A 16,027-nucleotide genomic window follows, 5' to 3' on the forward strand; every position below is an offset into this window, starting at 1 on the left:
ACCGCAGGTCCGGGGTCGCCGCGACGGTGCCGTCCGACCTCCAGCCGATCCGCCGGTGGTCCGCGCTTCAGCCCTCCATGCGCTGCGTCACCGCAGGATCGGCGGCTTGTCCGGATCGCTGCCGGGGGCCGCGGGGATCTTCCTGTCCACCGGCTCCGCCTTCGGCAGCTCCACCCTCAGCCCGTGCCGCGCCAGCGCCGCGGCCGCTGGATCGCTCGCGGCGAAGAAGGCCACGTCCATCTCGCCCTGGTCGATGCCCGAGAAGGTCAGCGCCTCGCCCGCGGCCTTGGCGAGCGGGCCTTCCGCGCCCGGCCGGGCATCGATGAAGGCCAGCAGGTGCGAACGCCGCCCGGCCTCGTCCTCGGTCCCGACCAGGTAGGCGCTCTCGGCGAGCCCCCCCGCGAGCGAGAGCTTCACGTCGAGCCCCTCGAGCAGCGCGTCCGGCAGGCCGCCGGGCGCGTGGAAGGCGCTGATGCGGCCCTCGACCTCTTCCGGGGCATGGCCCAGGGTCGAGGCGAGCCAGTCCACCGCCTCGGGCGGCAGCAGGATCGAGGACGGCGCGACCTCGAGGTTCACGCCGAGCCCCACGCCCTGACCCGCCAGCATCTGCGCGATCGCCCGGCCCGAGAGGGCGGCATAGGGCGCCTCGCGCCCGGTGAAGGCGGCCAGCCGTTCCTCGGTGTCGAAGACGAGGATCCATTTCGCGTCGGACAGATCGAAGACCTCGGGCGAAAGGCTGTCGTCCTTCGCCTCGGCGGTCAGCAGAAGGAAAAGCTCGTTGTCGGCGAGCCTTTCGTAGAACCGCAGCCGCGCGGCGTCGTTCTCCGGCGCGGCCTCCATCGCGGCATGGGCGCGGTCGAGCGGGGTCTCGGTCATGACAGCGCCTCCTCGACGCGGGTGCGGAGGACCGGCAGGAGCTCGGTCTCGAACCATGGGTTCTTCTTCAGCCACCCGGTATTGCGCCAGGACGGGTGAGGCAAGGGGATGGTCTCGGGAAGATGGGCGCGCCAGCCCGCGACGGTCTCGGTCACGGAGGTCTTCGTGCCGAGATGCCAGCGGTGCGCATGGCCGCCGATCAGAAGGCGCAGGCGCAGGCCCGGCAGGCTTTCCATCACCGCGCCATGCCAGGTGGCGGCGCATTCGGGCGGCGGCGGCAGGTCCGATCCCTTGGCGTCGTAGCCCGGGAAGCAGAAGGCCATGGGCACCACCGCGATGCGGCTCATGTCGTAGAAGGTGGCGCGGTCCACGCCCATCCAGTCGCGCAGCCGGTCGCCGGAGCGGTCGTCGAAGGGCACCCCGCTTTCGTGCACGCGGATGCCGGGGGCCTGTCCGGCGACGAGCAGCCGGGCGCCGGGACGGAACCACGCGACGGGGCGCGGGGCGTGCCGGGTCTTCGTCGCCGCGAAGCGCGGGGCGCAGAGTCGGCAGGCGCGGATCCGGTCGGGCAGCGGGGTGTCTGGCATCGGTGGAGTATCTGGGGCAGGGCGGGGGTGGCGTCAATGTCGGGCGGGGACCGGGCAGACGTGCGGCGGCCGCCGGGCCATCAGGGCGCGGTCGGCGGAATATTCGTCCGTCTGCGCGGAGCGAGGGTCGGGCGGAGGTGCCTTCACCGTTTCCCTTCCGGCGTTTTTCTCCAGCCTTGTTCGCGATTGACGCCGAAAGGCGCAACGTCGAACACAATTTCGCCCATAAATCTTGGCAGGAACCGCCCGATAGGCGCATAGTGGGCCCCTGAGAGCGCGTGGCGTCGTACCCAAGCTCCGTCAGAGAGTAGCGCAGAGCAGAACCGGGGCAGCGAATGCTCGAATTCGACAATGTCAGCAAGAGTTTCTGGACCGGTTCGCACCGGAAGATCATCCTCGACCGGGTGTCCTTCCGCATCGACCGCGGCCGCTCGCTCGGCATTCTCGCTCCGAACGGCACCGGGAAGACCACCGTCATCAACATGATGTGCGGGCTCGAGAAACCCGACGAGGGCACGATCCGCCGCACCGCGCGCATCTCGTTTCCGCTGGGCTACATGGGCGGCGTCGTCAGCCGCCATTCGGCCTTCGAGAATTCGCGCTACATCGCCCGGCTCTACGGGCTCGACCCGGAATACGTGGAGGCCTTCTGCCGCTGGCTCTGCAACCTGGGCGAATATTTCGACCAGCCGCTCGGGACCTATTCCAGCGGCATGCGGGCGCGCTTCAGCTTCGCGCTGATGCTGGCGCTCGATTTCGATCTCTATCTCATCGACGAGGGGATGCCGAATTCCACCGACGTGGAGTTCAACCGCAAGGCGGGGGAAATCCTGCGCGAGCGGCTGGAGCGGACGACGACGGTGATCGTCTCGCACCAGCCCCGCACGCTCGAGGCCTTCGCGCAGCAGGCGGCGGTCCTGATGGACGGCAAGCTCCACATGTTCGACACCTTGGAAGAAGCGAAGCAGTTGTATGACTACGAAACCCAAGGCTAGCAAATTCCGCGTCCGCCGCGCGACGCCGCTGTCGCAATCGGGGGCGAAGCCCGCGGCGACGCCGGCGGCCGAGGCGCGGACGCCCGAAGCCGCGCGGCCCGCGGCTGCGGCCCCGAACCCGCCCGCCCCGCGCCCCGCGGCGCCGGCTGCGCGCACGCCCCGGCCCGAGGCGCCGCGGCGCGCTGCATCGGAGGCCGAGGCGCCGCGGCGCGCTGCATCGCAGGCCGAGGCGCCGGGCGCCCCGTCGGCGCCGGAGGCCGCCGCCTCGGCGGGGGTGGTGAGCGTGGTGAAACGCCGGGCCGAGGACCTCGCGCGCCGCAAGGCCGCCGCCGGCCCCGAGGCGCCGGCGCCCGAAGCCGCCGCCCCGACGCAGCCGCCGCTCCGCCTGACGCCCGATGCGGCCGCGCCGCGCGCCGCAGGCCCCGCGCCGCGGTCCGAGCCGCCCGCGGAGGCCGCCGCCATGCGCCCCGAGGCCGCCGCCGCCTCGCTGCGGCCGGCCGCCGCCGAACCCGAACAGCCACCGCGCGAGGGCGAGGTCGCCTCGGCCCGCGAAGCGCGCGCCGATCTCGACATCGACGCGATCCGCCGCGAGGGGCTGACCGGCCGCCAGCTTCGCATGGCCCGCCGGGTGGCGCAGAAATACGGCATCGCCGCGACCTCGGATTTCGACGCTGTGCGGCAGTTGCGCGCCCAGGGGATCGACCCGTTCGAACGGGCGAACATGCTCCAGCTCGTCGTGCCGCAGGGCGAGGGCGAGGGGCCCGTGCAGCTGCCGCAGACCGTGCCGGTCAAGCCCACCAACCTGCCGTCGACCGAGCTGCGCCCCGCCGACCGGCGCGCGGCCGAGATCGGCAAGCTCCAGCAGGACCTCGCCCGGCGCCGCCGCAAGCGGATGATGCTGCTCTTCACGCGGCTCTTCTTCTTCGTCTTCGCGCCGACCTTCCTTGCCGGATGGTATTTCTTCGTCGTCGCCACGCCGATGTATGCCGCCAAGTCCGAATTCCTGATCCTTCAGGCCGACAACCAGGGCGGCGGCGGGCTGGGCGGGCTGCTGTCGGGCACCCAGTTCGCGACGAACCAGGATTCGATCGCGGTCCAGAGCTACCTCGGGTCGAAGGACGCGATGCTGCGGCTCGACCGCGACGTGGGCTTCAAGAGCCACTTCAGCCAGCCGTGGATCGACCCGATCCAGCGGCTCGAGGCCGATCCCTCGAACGAGGAGGCCTACAAGATCTACAATCGGAACGTGAAGATCGGCTACGACCCGACCGAAGGCGTGATCCGGATGGAGGTCGCCGCGGCCGACCCCGCCGTGGCCGCCCAGTTCAGCGAGAACCTGATCCAGTACGCCGAGGAACGCGTCGACGAGCTGTCCCGCCGCAAGCGCGAGGACGGCATGGCCACCGCGCAGGCAAGCCTCGAGCGGGCCAAGGTCGAACGGCGCGAGGCGCAGGAGCGGCTGGTCGCCCTGCAGGAGGGGACCTTCGTCGATCCCGAGGGGATCATCGCGGGGCTCCGGCAGCAGATCAACAGCTACGAGGTCCAGCTGAACGAGAAGGAGCTTCAGCTGGCCGCGCTGCTCGACAACTCCCGGCCGAACTCGGCCCGGGTCGAGGGGGCGCGGGCGGATGTGGACCGGCTGAAAACGCTGCTGGCCGAGCTGAACGCCAAGATGACCGAGGCGACCAGCGGCGACAGCTCGCTCGCCGCCAAGGCCGCGCAGATCCAGATGGCGCAGGCCGACCTCGCCACCGCCGACCTGTTCCTGCAATCGGCGCTCCAGAACGAGAAGCAGACCGAGCTGGAGGCCAACCGGCAGGTGCGCTACCTGACGACCAGCGTGCGGCCGGTGCCGCCCGAGGACCCGTCCTACCCGCGCGCCTTCGAGAACACGTTGCTGGCCTTCCTGATCTTCGCGGGCATCTACCTGATGATCAGCCTGACGGCCTCGATTCTGAGGGAGCAGGTCTCTGCCTGACATGAAGACAATCGACGTGGGCCAGGTGGCCGTCGGCAACGACCGGCCCCTGACCGTGATCGCCGGCCCCTGCCAGCTGGAAGGCCGGGACCACGCCCTGATGATCGCCGAGAAGATGGCCGAGATCTGCGCCGCCCATGGCGCGGGCTTCATCTTCAAGTCGAGCTACGACAAGGCCAACCGGACCTCCGTCACCGGCAGGCGCGGCCTCGGCATGGCGGCGGGGCTCGAGGTGCTGGGCGACGTGAAGGCGGCGCTCGGGGTGCCGGTCCTGACCGACGTGCACGCGCCCGAGCAATGCGCCCCGGTGGCCGAGGTCTGCGACGTGCTCCAGATCCCCGCCTTCCTCTGCCGCCAGACCGACCTTCTGCTGGCCGCGGGCGAAACCGGCGCGGTGGTGAACGTGAAGAAGGGCCAGTTCCTCGCCCCCTGGGACATGCCGAACGTGGTCGCCAAGATCGAGAGCACGGGCAACACGCGCATCCTGCTGACCGAACGCGGCACCAGCTTCGGCTACAACACGCTGGTCGCCGACATGCGCAGCCTGCCGCAGATGGCCGCGACGGGCTACCCGGTGGTGATGGACGCGACCCATTCCGTGCAGCAGCCCGGCGGCCTTGGCGGGTCCAGCGGCGGTCAGCGGGAATTCGCCCCGGTGATGGCGCGGGCCGCGGTCAGCCTTGGCATTGCTGCCGTTTTCATCGAGACACATGAGGATCCGGACCGTGCGCCTTCTGACGGTTCCAACATGGTCCCGTTAAGGGATATGGATAGGCTGGTGGCCGGGCTGATGGCCTTCGACAGGATCGCCAAGGCCGACCCGCTCCGGATTTGATCGAGACAGAAGAGAGTTTTCCACGTGACCAAGCCGATTACCGAGGTGACGCCGAACACCTGGTCCTTCCTGCGCGACCCGATGATCACGCCGACGGGCTTCCGCGAATACGATGCCCGCTGGAAATATCCGGACGAGATCAACCTGCCGGGCATGACCGCCCTCGGCCTCGGCATCGGCACCCAGATGCGCCGCCGCGGGATCGAACCCGTGATCGCGGTGGGCAACGATTACCGGGATTATTCGCTGACCATCAAGAACGCGCTGGTGCTCGGCCTCATGCAGGCCGGGATCGCGGTGAAGGACATCGGGCCCTGCATCACGCCGATGGCCTATTTCTCGTCCTTCCACCTGGGCGTTCCGGGCGTGGCGATGGTCACCGCCTCGCACAACCCGAACGGCTGGACAGGGGTGAAGATGGGCTTCGAGATGCCGCTGACCCACGGGCCGGACGAGATGGGCGAGCTCAAGGAGATCGTGCTGGAGGGCAAGGGGGAGCCGCGCGAGGGCGGCTCCTACGAATTCGTGGAAGGCGTCTGGGACGCCTACATGGACGACCTCGTCGGCGATTTCCGCATGACCCGGAAGCTGAAGGTGGTCTGCGCCACCGGCAACGGGACGGCCGCGGCCTATGCGCCCGCGCTCTTCGAGCGGCTGGGGGTCGAGGTCGTGGATAGCCACAACCGGCTGGATTACACTTTCCCGAACTACAACCCGAACCCCGAGGCGATGGAGATGCTGCACGACATGTCCGCCTCGGTGAAGGCCTCGGGGGCGGATTTCGCCCTGGGCTTCGACGGGGACGGCGACCGCTGCGGCGTGGTGGACGACGAGGGCGAGGAGATCTTCGCCGACAAGGTGGGCGTGATCCTCGCGCGCGACCTGTCGAAGATCTACCCGGGCTCCACCTTCGTGGCGGACGTGAAGTCGACGGGGCTGTTTGCCTCCGATCCCGAGCTGATCGCGAACGGCGTGAAGGCGGATTACTGGAAGACCGGGCATTCCCACATGAAGCGCCGGGTGCACGAGCTGGGCGCTCTGGCCGGGTTCGAGAAGTCGGGACATTACTTCATGGCCGAGCCCGTGGGCCGCGGCTATGACGACGGGATGCGGGTGGCGGTCGAGATCTGCAAGCTGATGGACCGCAACCCCGACATGAAGATGTCGGACCTGCGCAAGGCGCTGCCCAAGACCTGGTCGACGCCGACCATGTCGCCCCATGCGGCGGATACCGAGAAATACGACATCCTCGAGCGGCTGGTGCAGAAGCTGGTCGCCAAGGCCGAGGCCGGGGAGACGTTCGCGGGCCGCCCGATCAAGGAGGTCGTGACGGTGAACGGCGCGCGGGTGATCCTCGACAACGGCTCCTGGGGGCTGGTGCGGGCCTCGTCCAACACGCCGAACCTGGTGGTCGTCTGCGAGAGCTCGGAAAGCGGCGAGGAACTGCGCGCGATCTTCGAGGAGATCGACGCGGTGATCCGGACCGAAGAGGGCGTCGGCGCCTACGACCAGACGTTCTGAGCGGCGCCGTGCGTGCAGGGCGCGCGCCCTGCGGCCTGGTTTAAGCGCGACGCCTGCACCTCTTCCCGATCCGGCTTTGCCGGATCGGATCGCGCCCGACCCCGCCCCCCAGGGCGGGCGCGATCTGGCGGTGGTCCGTCCAGGTTCGCCACTTCGGGGCTTTCGGACATGACGGCGCAAAGCTCGACGCCGCCCTCGGGGTCGGGCGCGATCCTGTGGCGCGGGCTGACGGATTGGCCTACGACCGGAACAGCTTCGTCGCCGAGAACATCCGTTCCAGCGCCTCGATCCGGTCCCGCGCGGTGTCCCACCTCGCCGCCTGGACCTCGGCGATCAGCGCCTCGACCAGCAGCATGATCGCGACGGTGGAATCCCAGGAGGAGGGCGCCTCCACCGGCGCGTTGAACACGTGCCCGGCGACCGCCGTGATGGGCGAGCCCCATTGGTCCGTGAAGAGCACCACCACCGCGCCCCTTTCCCGCGCGAGCTCCGCCAGCCTGAGCAGCTCCGCCTCGTAGCGCCGGATGTCGAAGAGCACGAGCACCGTCTCCGGCCCCATGTCGAGCAGGTATTGCGGCCAGACGTTCGGGCTCTGCGACAGGAGGGTCACGTCGGACCGGATGATCTGGAGATGGTTGAACAGGTAATCCGCGTTCGACCGCGTGATCCGCCCGCCCGCGATATGCACCTTGCGCGCCGGATCGGCCAGAAGCCGCGCGACCCGGTCGAACTCCTCGGGGTCCACCCGGTCGAGCGTCATCCGCAGGTTCGCCGTCACGGCCGCCGCGAAACGGTGCAGCACATGCCCGTCCTCGCCGCCCGCGGTCCAGGCCTCGCGCCGGGCGATCGGCGCGCGGATCTGGGCCGCCGCCTCCTCGCGCAGCGCGTTCTGGAGGTCGGGATAGCCCTCGAACCCCAGCTTGCGCGCCATCCGGATGACCGTCGGTGTGGAAACCCCGGCCGCCGCCGCCAGCCGCGTCACCGATTGCAGCCCGGCCACGGGGTAGTCCTTGAGGAGGACCGCGGCCAGCTGCCGCTCGGAAGCGGTGAGGTCGCTGCGCAGCGCGTGGATGCGGTCCTTGACGATCTCCGGACGGTCGCTCATCGGCTGCTAGGTTTTTCTACAAGGCAACATGCTTCTGTAGCAAAGACTACAAATTGTCCGTTGACAAGTCCCTTGCCCGAGGGTCACCTGAACGGCATGACGAGCCCCAGCGAACCCAGCATCCTCGCCGCCGGCGAGGGCTCTCCGGTCGAGTGCCTGAACCCGCAGGGGACGGCCGGCGTGGTGCTTGTCTGCGAACATGCGAGCCCCTTCATTCCGGCCGGGCTGACCGACCTGGGGCTTTCCGAGGCCGACCGCTGGAGCCATGCCGTCTGGGATCCCGGCGCGATGGAGGTGGCCCGGGCGATGTCCGCCGCACTGGACGCGCCGCTCGTGGCCGCGCGGGTGTCGCGGCTGGTCTACGATTGCAACCGCCCGCCCGAGGCCGAGGGCGCGATGCCCGCGCGGACAGAGACGGTCGAGGTGCCGGGCAACCGCGACCTCACGCCCGAGGCGCGGGCGCTGCGGGTGCGCGAGGTCTACGAGCCCTTCCGCCGGACGCTGGCCGAGGTGCTGGCGGACCGCCCGAACGCCGCGCTGGTGACGGTCCATTCCTTCACGCCGGTCTGGTTCGGCACCCCCCGCAGCGCCGAGATCGGCCTGCTGCACGACGCCGACGACAGGCTGGCGCGGGCAATGCTCGGGAAGTCCTCGATCCTGCCGTCCGGGGTTGCGCTGAACGTGCCCTATTCCGCCGCGGACGGGGTGACGCACACGCTGAGGGAACACGGGCAGGGACGGCAGAGCGTGATGATCGAGATCCGCAACGACCTGATCGCCGACACCGCCGCCGCGCACGAGATGGGTGGCGCCCTGGCGGCGGTCTGCATCGCCTCGATCGCGCCGGAGGGCGCGGCATGAGGGGGTTCATCCGGATCGTCGACGGCTTCAACCGCGGCATCGGGCGGCTCATGATGTACGGGATCTTCGTCATCATGGGGATCCTGCTCTGGTCCTCCTATTCCAAGGTCTTCGCGACGCCCTCGCTCTGGACGCTCGAAATGGCCCAGTTCGCGATGGTGGCCTATTACATCCTCGGCGGCCCCTACTCGATCCAGCTGGGCTCGAACGTGCGGATGGACCTGCTCTACAGCGAATGGTCGCTGCGCAAGAAGGCGTGGTGGGACGCGTTCACCATCTTCTTCCTGATCTTCTACCTCGGGGTGCTGCTCTGGGGCGGGCTGTCGTCGCTGGCCTACAGCCTCGGGCATTTCTCGGGCGGCTTCTGGGGCTTCTACGGCGAGGTCATTTCGGGCTTCTTCACCGGCGGCCCCGCGGGCGCGGCCGAGCCAATGGGTGTCATCGAGCATTCCCCGACCGCCTGGCGGCCCATCGTCTGGCCCGTCAAGCTGACGATGTGCGTCGGCATCTTCCTGATGCTGCTGCAATGCGTTTCCGAGTTCTTCAAGGATGTCCTGCGTCTGCGCGGTGAGGACATGGGGGAAAAGGCCTGATGTCCTACGAGATGATCGCGCTGCTCATGTTCTCGAGCATGATGGTGATGCTGCTGACCGGCCAGAGGGTCTTCGGCGCCATCGGCTTCGTGGCCGTGGTGGCCGCCCTGCTGCTCTGGGGCGACCGGGGCGGCTATGACCTGGGCTTCGCGGCGGCGATGAAGCTGATGAAATGGTATCCGCTGCTGACCCTGCCGATGTTCATCTTCATGGGCTACGTGCTGAGCGAGAGCCGGATCGCGGACGATCTCTACAAGATGTTCCACGTCTGGACCGGGGGGCTGCACGGCGGCCTCGCCATCGGGACGATCGGGCTGATGGTGCTGATCTCGGCGATGAACGGGCTCTCGGTCGCGGGCATGGCGATCGGGGCGACCATCGCCCTGCCGGAACTGCTGAAGCGGGGGTATGACAAGCGGATGGTCACGGGGGTGATCCAGGCGGGGTCGTCGCTGGGGATCCTCGTGCCGCCCTCGGTGGTGCTGGTGCTCTACGCGATGATCGCGCGGCAGCCCGTGGGGCAGCTGTGGCTCGCCGGGGTGGTCCCGGGGCTGATGATGGCCTTCTTCTTCATCGTCTACATCGCGGTCCGCTGCCGGTTGCAGCCGGAGCTGGGCCCGGTCCTGCCGAAGGAGGAACGCACCGTCCCGATGGGCGAGAAGCTGAGGCTCCTCGGCGCGGGCCTCCTGCCGCTCTTCATCTTCTTCGCGATGATGGTGCCCTTCGTGAACGGCTGGACGAGCCTCGTGGAAAGCTCGGCCATCGGCGCGATCACGGCCTTCCTCGCCGCCGTCGTGAAGGGCCGGATGACGCGGGAGGTCTTCGAGAACTCGGTCCGCAACACGCTGGGCATCTCCTGCATGTTCATGTGGATCATCCTCGCCGCGCTGGCCTTCGGCGCGGTCTTCGACGGGCTGGGCGCGGTGAAGGCCATCGAGGGCTTCTTCACCGAGAAGCTCGGCCTCGGGCCCTGGGGCATCCTGATCCTGATGCAGCTCAGCTTCATCCTGCTGGGGACCTTCCTCGACGACACCGCGATGCTGGTGATCGTCGCGCCGCTCTACGTGCCGCTGGTCGGGGAACTGGGCTTCAACCTGATCTGGTACGGCGTGCTCTACACCGTGACCTGCCAGATCGCCTACATGACGCCGCCCTTCGGCTATAACCTGTTCCTCATGCGCGCCATGGCGCCGCCCGAGATCACCCTTCGCGACATCTACGGCTCGATCCTGCCCTTCGTGGCTGTGATGGTCTTCACGCTGGTGGTGCTGATGCTCTTCCCCGAGATCGCGCTGTGGCTGCCCGACACGATCTACGACAACTGACAACCAGACCCCCGGCGCACGGGGGCGCAGACCGATGAAACCGAAACCAGGGAGTTCTGACAGATGACACTTTCCAGAAGAAAGATGCTGGCCGGCGCCGCGATGGTCGCCCCCGCCACGCTTGCCGCCCCGCGCATCGGCCGCACGCAGGAGCCGATCCGCTGGCGGATGCAGACCTATGCCGGCGCCGCGCTCGGCGAAGAGGTGACGAAGCCGATCGTCGACTACATCAACGAGGCGGCCGACGGCGAGATGGAGATCGAGCTGTTCTTCGCCGACCAGATCGTGCCGACCGGAGAGCTGTTCCAGGCGCTCCAGCGCGGCACCATCGACATGGTGCATTCGGACGACGACTCGATGGCCTCGCCGACCCCGGTGCGGCAGTTCGGGGGGTATTTCCCGTTTGCGACCAAGCACATCCTCGACGTGCCGGTGCTGTTCGAGCAATACGGGCTGGGCGATATCTGGCGGTCCGAGTACGAGAAGGTGGGCGTCACCTGGCTGTCTTCGGCCGGGCAGGACCCGTGCAACTTCAACACGAAGAAGGAGATCACCAGCCTTGCCGATCTCGACGGGCTGAAGCTCTACACCTTCCCGACGGCGGGGCGCTTCCTTGCGCAGTTCGGCGTGGTGCCGGTGAACATCCCCTACGAGGATGCCGAGGTCGCGGTGCAGACCGGCGAGCTCGACGGCATGGCGTGGTCGGGGATCACCGAGGATTACACGGTCGGCTGGGCCAACGTCACCGACTACTTCCTGACCAACAACATCTCGGGCGCCTGGATCGGGTCGATCTTCGCCAACCAGGGTCGCTGGGCGGACCTGCCGGATCACCTCAAGCAGCTCGTCATGGCGGGGATCAAGGCGGCTGACACCTATCGCAACCAGTGGTACTGGGGCGGCGAGGCGCGGCTGCGGGCGACCGGCGACAAGCTGGAGCTGCGGACCGTGCCGGCCGAGGAATGGGCCGAGGTCGAGAACGCGGCCAAGGCCTTCTGGAAGGAAATCGCGCAGGAAGGCGAGATCGAGGCGAAGATCGTCGGGATCTTCGAGGAGTACAACTCGGTCATCAACCAGGCCGGCCCGCCGTACACGTTCTGAGCGGCGCCACCTTGCGCACGGGGGGCGGCCGGGCCCCAATGAGAAACGGTCGGGCGGGGACGCCCGGCCTCGTCACCTGAAGGAGAGACCCCATGCCCGGGAACCTGACATTCGCCGATCTCAAGAAGAAGGCCAAGGCCGGCGAGATCGACACGGTGCTGGCCTGCATCGTCGACATGCAGGGCCGCCTGATGGGCAAGCGCTTCACTGCCGGGCATTTCGTCGAAAGCGCCTGGGAAGAGAGCCATTGCTGCAACTACCTGCTGGCGACGGACCTCGATATGGCGACGCCGGAGGGCTATGCCTCGACCTCGTGGCACGCGGGCTATGGCGATTACATGATGAAGCCCGACCTCGACACGCTGCGGCTGGTGCCCTGGCTCGAGGGCACGGCGATGGTGCTCTGCGACGTGCGGGACCATCATGACCACGGCGACATCGAACATTCCCCCCGCGCGGTGCTGAAGCGCCAGATCGCCCGGGCGGAGAAGATGGGCCTCACGCCGATGATGGCGACGGAGCTGGAGTTCTTCCTGTTCAAGGGCGGCTACAACGAGCTGCGCGAGCAGGGGTATCGCAAGCTCGAGCCCTATTCGGCCTACAACATCGATTACCACATGCTCGGCACGATGAAGGAAGAGCACGTGATGCGGCCGATCCGGAATCACCTCGTCGCCGCCGGTGTGCCGGTGGAGAACACGAAGGGCGAGGCGGAAGCCGGGCAGGAGGAGCTGAACATCCGCTACGCGGAGGCTCTGGACTGCGCCGACAACCACACGATCGCCAAGCAGGCGGTGAAGGAGATCGCCTGGCAGCAGGGGGTCTCGGCCTCGTTCCTGTCGAAGTACAAGGCGGGCAAGGTCGGCTCGGCCGCCCATGTGCACGTGTCGCTCTGGAAGGACGGGTCGCCCGCGTTCTACGACAAGGACGGCGATCACGGCATGTCGCCCCTGATGCGCCAGTTCTGCGCCGGGATGATCAAGTACGCGGCCGACATCACCTGGTTCCTCGCGCCCTACATCAATTCCTACAAGCGCTTCGCCAAGGGGACCTTCGCGCCGACCAAGATCGCATGGTCGGTGGACAACCGCACGGCCGGGTTCCGGCTTTGCGGCGAGGGCTCCAAGGGGGTGCGGATGGAATGCCGGATCCCCGGGTCCGACGTGAACCCCTACCTTGCCGAGGCGGCCCTGCTCGCCGCCGGGCTGAAGGGGATCGAGGAGGGGCTGGAGCTCGCCCCTCCGGTCGAGGGCGACATCTACGACGACGCGACCGTGCCCGAGATCCCGCGCTCTCTGGGGGCCGCGACCGAGCGGATGCGGGCCTCGGCCATGCTGCGCGAGGCATTCGGGGACTGGACCATCGACCATTACTGCCGCACGGCGGAGGTCGAGCAGGAGACCTTCGACGCCGCCGTGACCGATTGGGAAATCGCGCGGGGGTTCGAGAAGGCGTAAGACGGAAGCGCCACGTTCGAACGGGCTCGCCCGGCCGCAGGCCGGGCCGCGCCCGACCCTCCCCCCCGGGAGGGCGCATCGTCTCCGCCCCGCGCCGAAGCATCGGCATGTGCGCGACGATGCCTCGCTGACCTTCGAGGTCGCAGCGCCCACCCAGGGTCGGGCGCTGCCCTCCACTCCAAGGACCCCACGCCAGAAGAAAGGCGCCCGACATGACCACACTCCACTGCATCTCCCCCATCGACGGCTCCGTCCTCGCGACCCGCGAGGCGCTCTCCCTCGACGCCGCCCGCTCCGCCGCCGCACAGGCCCGCGCCGCGCAGAAGAACTGGGCCGCGCGCCCGCTGCAGGAGCGGATCGACCTCGTCATGGCGGGCGTCGCGAAGATCGGTGAGCAGACCGACCGGATGGTGACGGAGCTCGCCCAGCAGATGGGGCGCCCGATCCGCTACGGCGGCGAGTTCGGCGGCTTCAACGAGCGTGCCGCCTACATGGCGCAGATCGCCGAGGAGGCGCTGGCGCCGATGGTGATCGAGGACAGCGCCACCGCCCGCCGCGTGATCAAGCGCGAACCGGCGGGGGTCGTGCTGATCGTGGCGCCGTGGAACTATCCCTACATGACGGCGATCAACACGCTGGCGCCGGCGCTCATCTCGGGCTCCACGGTGATCCTGAAGCACGCGACCCAGACGATGCTCGTGGGTGAACACCTCGCCGAGGCGTTCCACGACGCAGGTGTCCCGCCGGACGTGTTCCAGAACGTCTTCCTCGACCACGAGACGACCTCGGCCCTGATCGGGGAACGCGCCTTCGATTTCGTGAACTTCACCGGGTCGGTGAACGGCGGCAAGGCAATGGAAGTCGCCGCCGCCGGGACCTTCACGCAGGTCGCGACCGAGCTCGGCGGCAAGGACCCGGGCTATGTCCGCGAGGATGCCGACGTGCAGGCGGCGGTCGACGGGCTGATCGACGGCGCGATGTTCAACTCGGGCCAGTGCTGCTGCGGGATCGAGCGGATCTATGTCCACGAGAGCCTCTACGACGCCTTCGTCGAGAAGGCCGTGGCACTGGTGAAGGGCTACCGGCTCGGCCACCCGATGGACCCGACGACCGACATCGGCCCGATGGCCCATGTGCGTTTCGCCGACCTCGTCCGCCGCCAGATCGCGCAGGCGCTGAACATGGGCGCGACCGCCCATATCGACCACATGGAGGCCGATGACGAGGGCGCCTATCTGACGCCCCAGATCCTGACGGACGTCACCCACGAGATGGACGTGATGACCGAAGAGAGCTTCGGCCCCGTTGTCGGCATCATGAAGGTCCGCGACGACGAGCACGCCATCGAGCTGATGAACGACTGCAAATACGGCCTGACGGCGGCGATCTGGACGAAGGACGCCGCCGCCGCCGAGGCGATCGGCGCGCGGCTGGAGACGGGGACCGTCTTCATGAACCGCCAGGACTACCTCGACCCCGCGCTCTGCTGGACCGGCTGCAAGGACACCGGACGCGGCGCGGGCCTCTCCGTGCTGGGCTATCACGCGCTGACCCGGCCGAAATCCTACCACCTGAAGAAGGGCTGACCCCCATGGCTTTGACCGGCAACTGGTCCTACCCCACCTCGATCCGCTTCGGCGCGGGCCGCATCTCGGAACTGGCCGAGGCCTGCATTGCGGCGGGGATCGAGAAACCGCTCCTGATCACCGACAAGGGGCTGGCGTCGATGGACATCACCGCGCAGGCGCTCGACGTGCTGGACGGCGCGGGCATGGGCCGCGCGATCTTTTCCGAGGTCGATCCGAACCCGAACGAGACGAATGTCGAGGCCGGGCTGAAGGTCTACCGCGAGGGCGGGTATGACGGCGTCGTGGCCTTCGGCGGCGGCTCGGGGCTGGACCTCGCGAAGACCGTGGCCTTCATGGCCGGGCAATCGCGCCCGCTCTGGGATTTCGAGGACATCGGCGACTGGTGGACCCGCGCCGACCCGGCAGGCATCGCGCCCATCGTGGCGGTGCCGACGACCGCCGGCACCGGATCGGAGGTGGGGCGCGCCGGCGTCATCACCAATTCCGAAACCCATGAGAAGAAGATCATCTTCCACCCGAAGATGCTGCCCGCCGTGGTGATCTGCGACCCCGAGCTGACCGTGGGGATGCCTAAGGGCATCACCGCCGGCACCGGGCTCGACGCGTTTGCGCATTGCGTGGAGGCGTTCTCCTCCCCGCATTACCATCCGATGAGCCAAGGCATCGCGCTGGAGGGGATGCGGCTGGTCAAGGACTACCTGCCGCGCGCCTACAACGACGGCACCGACATCGAGGCCCGCGCCCAGATGATGAGCGCGGCGGCCATGGGCGCGACGGCGTTCCAGAAGGGTCTGGGGGCGATCCACGCGCTCTCGCATCCGATCGGGGCGTGGCATCACACGCACCACGGCACGACCAACGCGGTCTGCATGCCGGCGGTGCTCCAGTTCAACAAGGACGTGATCGCGGAGCGCTTCGACATGGCCGCGGCCTATCTCGGGATCAAGGGCGGCTTCGTGGGCTTCTGCGATTACGTGAACGGGCTGAACGACGCGCTCGGCGTGCCGAAGAGCCTGACCGAGCTGGGGGTGAAGGACCCGGATATCGAGACGCTGACCGAGGCCGCGCTGAAGGATCCGAGCGTGGGCGGAAACCCGGTGGAGATGACCTACGAGAACACGAAGGCGCTGCTCGAGAGCCTCGTCTGAGGCCTGGCCGACACCTCTCTTCCGAGAGGTGGGCGGGGCCTGAGCCCTGCCCCTGA

At 68.4% G+C, this 16,027-nt stretch carries 14 protein-coding genes; 11 read left to right on the plus strand and 3 right to left on the minus strand.

Annotated elements, in window-relative coordinates:
* Positions 1–87: 87 nt before the first annotated feature.
* Both Q344_RS0117340 and Q344_RS0117345 read right to left on the minus strand, forming a co-directional pair.
* Positions 88–876, minus strand: a complete 789-nt coding sequence (locus Q344_RS0117340) for an SseB family protein (RefSeq protein WP_028287874.1) — start codon at positions 874–876, stop codon at positions 88–90.
* The gene (locus Q344_RS0117345) at positions 873–1,463 is read right to left on the minus strand and encodes a uracil-DNA glycosylase family protein (RefSeq protein WP_028287875.1); all 591 of its coding nucleotides are present in this window, start codon (positions 1,461–1,463) and stop codon (positions 873–875) included. Before Q344_RS0117345 ends, Q344_RS0117340 begins: the two co-directional genes overlap by 4 nt.
* 335 nt (positions 1,464–1,798) lie before the next feature.
* On the opposite strand from Q344_RS0117345, the gene Q344_RS0117350 reads away from it, so the two are divergent.
* The 4 genes from Q344_RS0117350 to Q344_RS0117365 are packed head-to-tail and all read left to right on the plus strand — an operon-like array spanning position 1,799 to position 6,792.
* The gene (locus Q344_RS0117350; protein ID WP_028287876.1) at positions 1,799–2,458 is read left to right on the plus strand and encodes an ABC transporter ATP-binding protein; all 660 of its coding nucleotides are present in this window, start codon (positions 1,799–1,801) and stop codon (positions 2,456–2,458) included.
* The gene (locus Q344_RS0117355) at positions 2,436–4,436 is read left to right on the plus strand and encodes a KpsE/RkpR family capsule polysaccharide export protein (RefSeq protein WP_229669168.1); all 2,001 of its coding nucleotides are present in this window, start codon (positions 2,436–2,438) and stop codon (positions 4,434–4,436) included. The genes Q344_RS0117350 and Q344_RS0117355 overlap by 23 nt, the downstream gene beginning before the upstream one ends.
* Before the next feature lies 1 nt (position 4,437).
* Entirely contained in the window at positions 4,438–5,271 is an 834-nt protein-coding gene (kdsA, locus tag Q344_RS0117360; RefSeq protein WP_028287878.1) for a 3-deoxy-8-phosphooctulonate synthase, read from the plus strand.
* A gap of 24 nt (positions 5,272–5,295) precedes the next feature.
* Entirely contained in the window at positions 5,296–6,792 is a 1,497-nt protein-coding gene (locus Q344_RS0117365) for a phosphomannomutase/phosphoglucomutase (RefSeq protein WP_028287879.1), read from the plus strand.
* 238 nt (positions 6,793–7,030) lie between these two features.
* On the opposite strand, the gene Q344_RS0117370 is transcribed toward Q344_RS0117365, so the two are convergent.
* On the minus strand, positions 7,031–7,897 hold the full coding sequence (locus Q344_RS0117370) for a MurR/RpiR family transcriptional regulator (RefSeq protein WP_028287880.1): 867 nt from the start codon (positions 7,895–7,897) through the stop codon (positions 7,031–7,033).
* Between the two features lie 96 nt (positions 7,898–7,993).
* Between Q344_RS0117370 and Q344_RS0117375 the strand changes: the two genes are divergently transcribed.
* From Q344_RS0117375 to Q344_RS0117405, 7 genes are all read left to right on the plus strand, one after another.
* Entirely contained in the window at positions 7,994–8,758 is a 765-nt protein-coding gene (locus tag Q344_RS0117375; RefSeq protein ID WP_036539874.1) for an N-formylglutamate amidohydrolase, read from the plus strand.
* Positions 8,755–9,351, plus strand: a complete 597-nt coding sequence (locus Q344_RS0117380; RefSeq protein ID WP_028287882.1) for a TRAP transporter small permease subunit — start codon at positions 8,755–8,757, stop codon at positions 9,349–9,351. The genes Q344_RS0117375 and Q344_RS0117380 overlap by 4 nt, the downstream gene beginning before the upstream one ends.
* Positions 9,351–10,676 (plus strand): TRAP transporter large permease, encoded by a 1,326-nt coding sequence (locus Q344_RS0117385; RefSeq protein ID WP_028287883.1) that lies wholly within the window; start codon positions 9,351–9,353, stop codon positions 10,674–10,676. Before Q344_RS0117380 ends, Q344_RS0117385 begins: the two co-directional genes overlap by 1 nt.
* A gap of 63 nt (positions 10,677–10,739) precedes the next feature.
* A complete protein-coding gene (locus tag Q344_RS0117390; protein ID WP_028287884.1) occupies positions 10,740–11,777 on the plus strand; it encodes a TRAP transporter substrate-binding protein in 1,038 nt (345 codons plus the stop codon).
* Between the two features lie 92 nt (positions 11,778–11,869).
* A complete protein-coding gene (locus Q344_RS0117395) occupies positions 11,870–13,234 on the plus strand; it encodes a glutamine synthetase family protein (RefSeq protein ID WP_028287885.1) in 1,365 nt (454 codons plus the stop codon).
* 212 nt (positions 13,235–13,446) lie between these two features.
* Entirely contained in the window at positions 13,447–14,820 is a 1,374-nt protein-coding gene (locus Q344_RS0117400) for an aldehyde dehydrogenase family protein (RefSeq protein ID WP_028287886.1), read from the plus strand.
* A 5-nt stretch (positions 14,821–14,825) separates the two neighbouring features.
* Positions 14,826–15,971: an iron-containing alcohol dehydrogenase gene (locus Q344_RS0117405; RefSeq protein ID WP_028287887.1), complete on the plus strand. Its 1,146-nt coding sequence runs from the start codon at positions 14,826–14,828 to the stop codon at positions 15,969–15,971.
* Positions 15,972–16,027 lie beyond the last annotated feature (56 nt).

This window comes from Pseudooceanicola nanhaiensis DSM 18065 (assembly GCF_000688295.1).
Taxonomy (GTDB): Bacteria; Pseudomonadota; Alphaproteobacteria; order Rhodobacterales; family Rhodobacteraceae; genus Pseudooceanicola; species Pseudooceanicola nanhaiensis.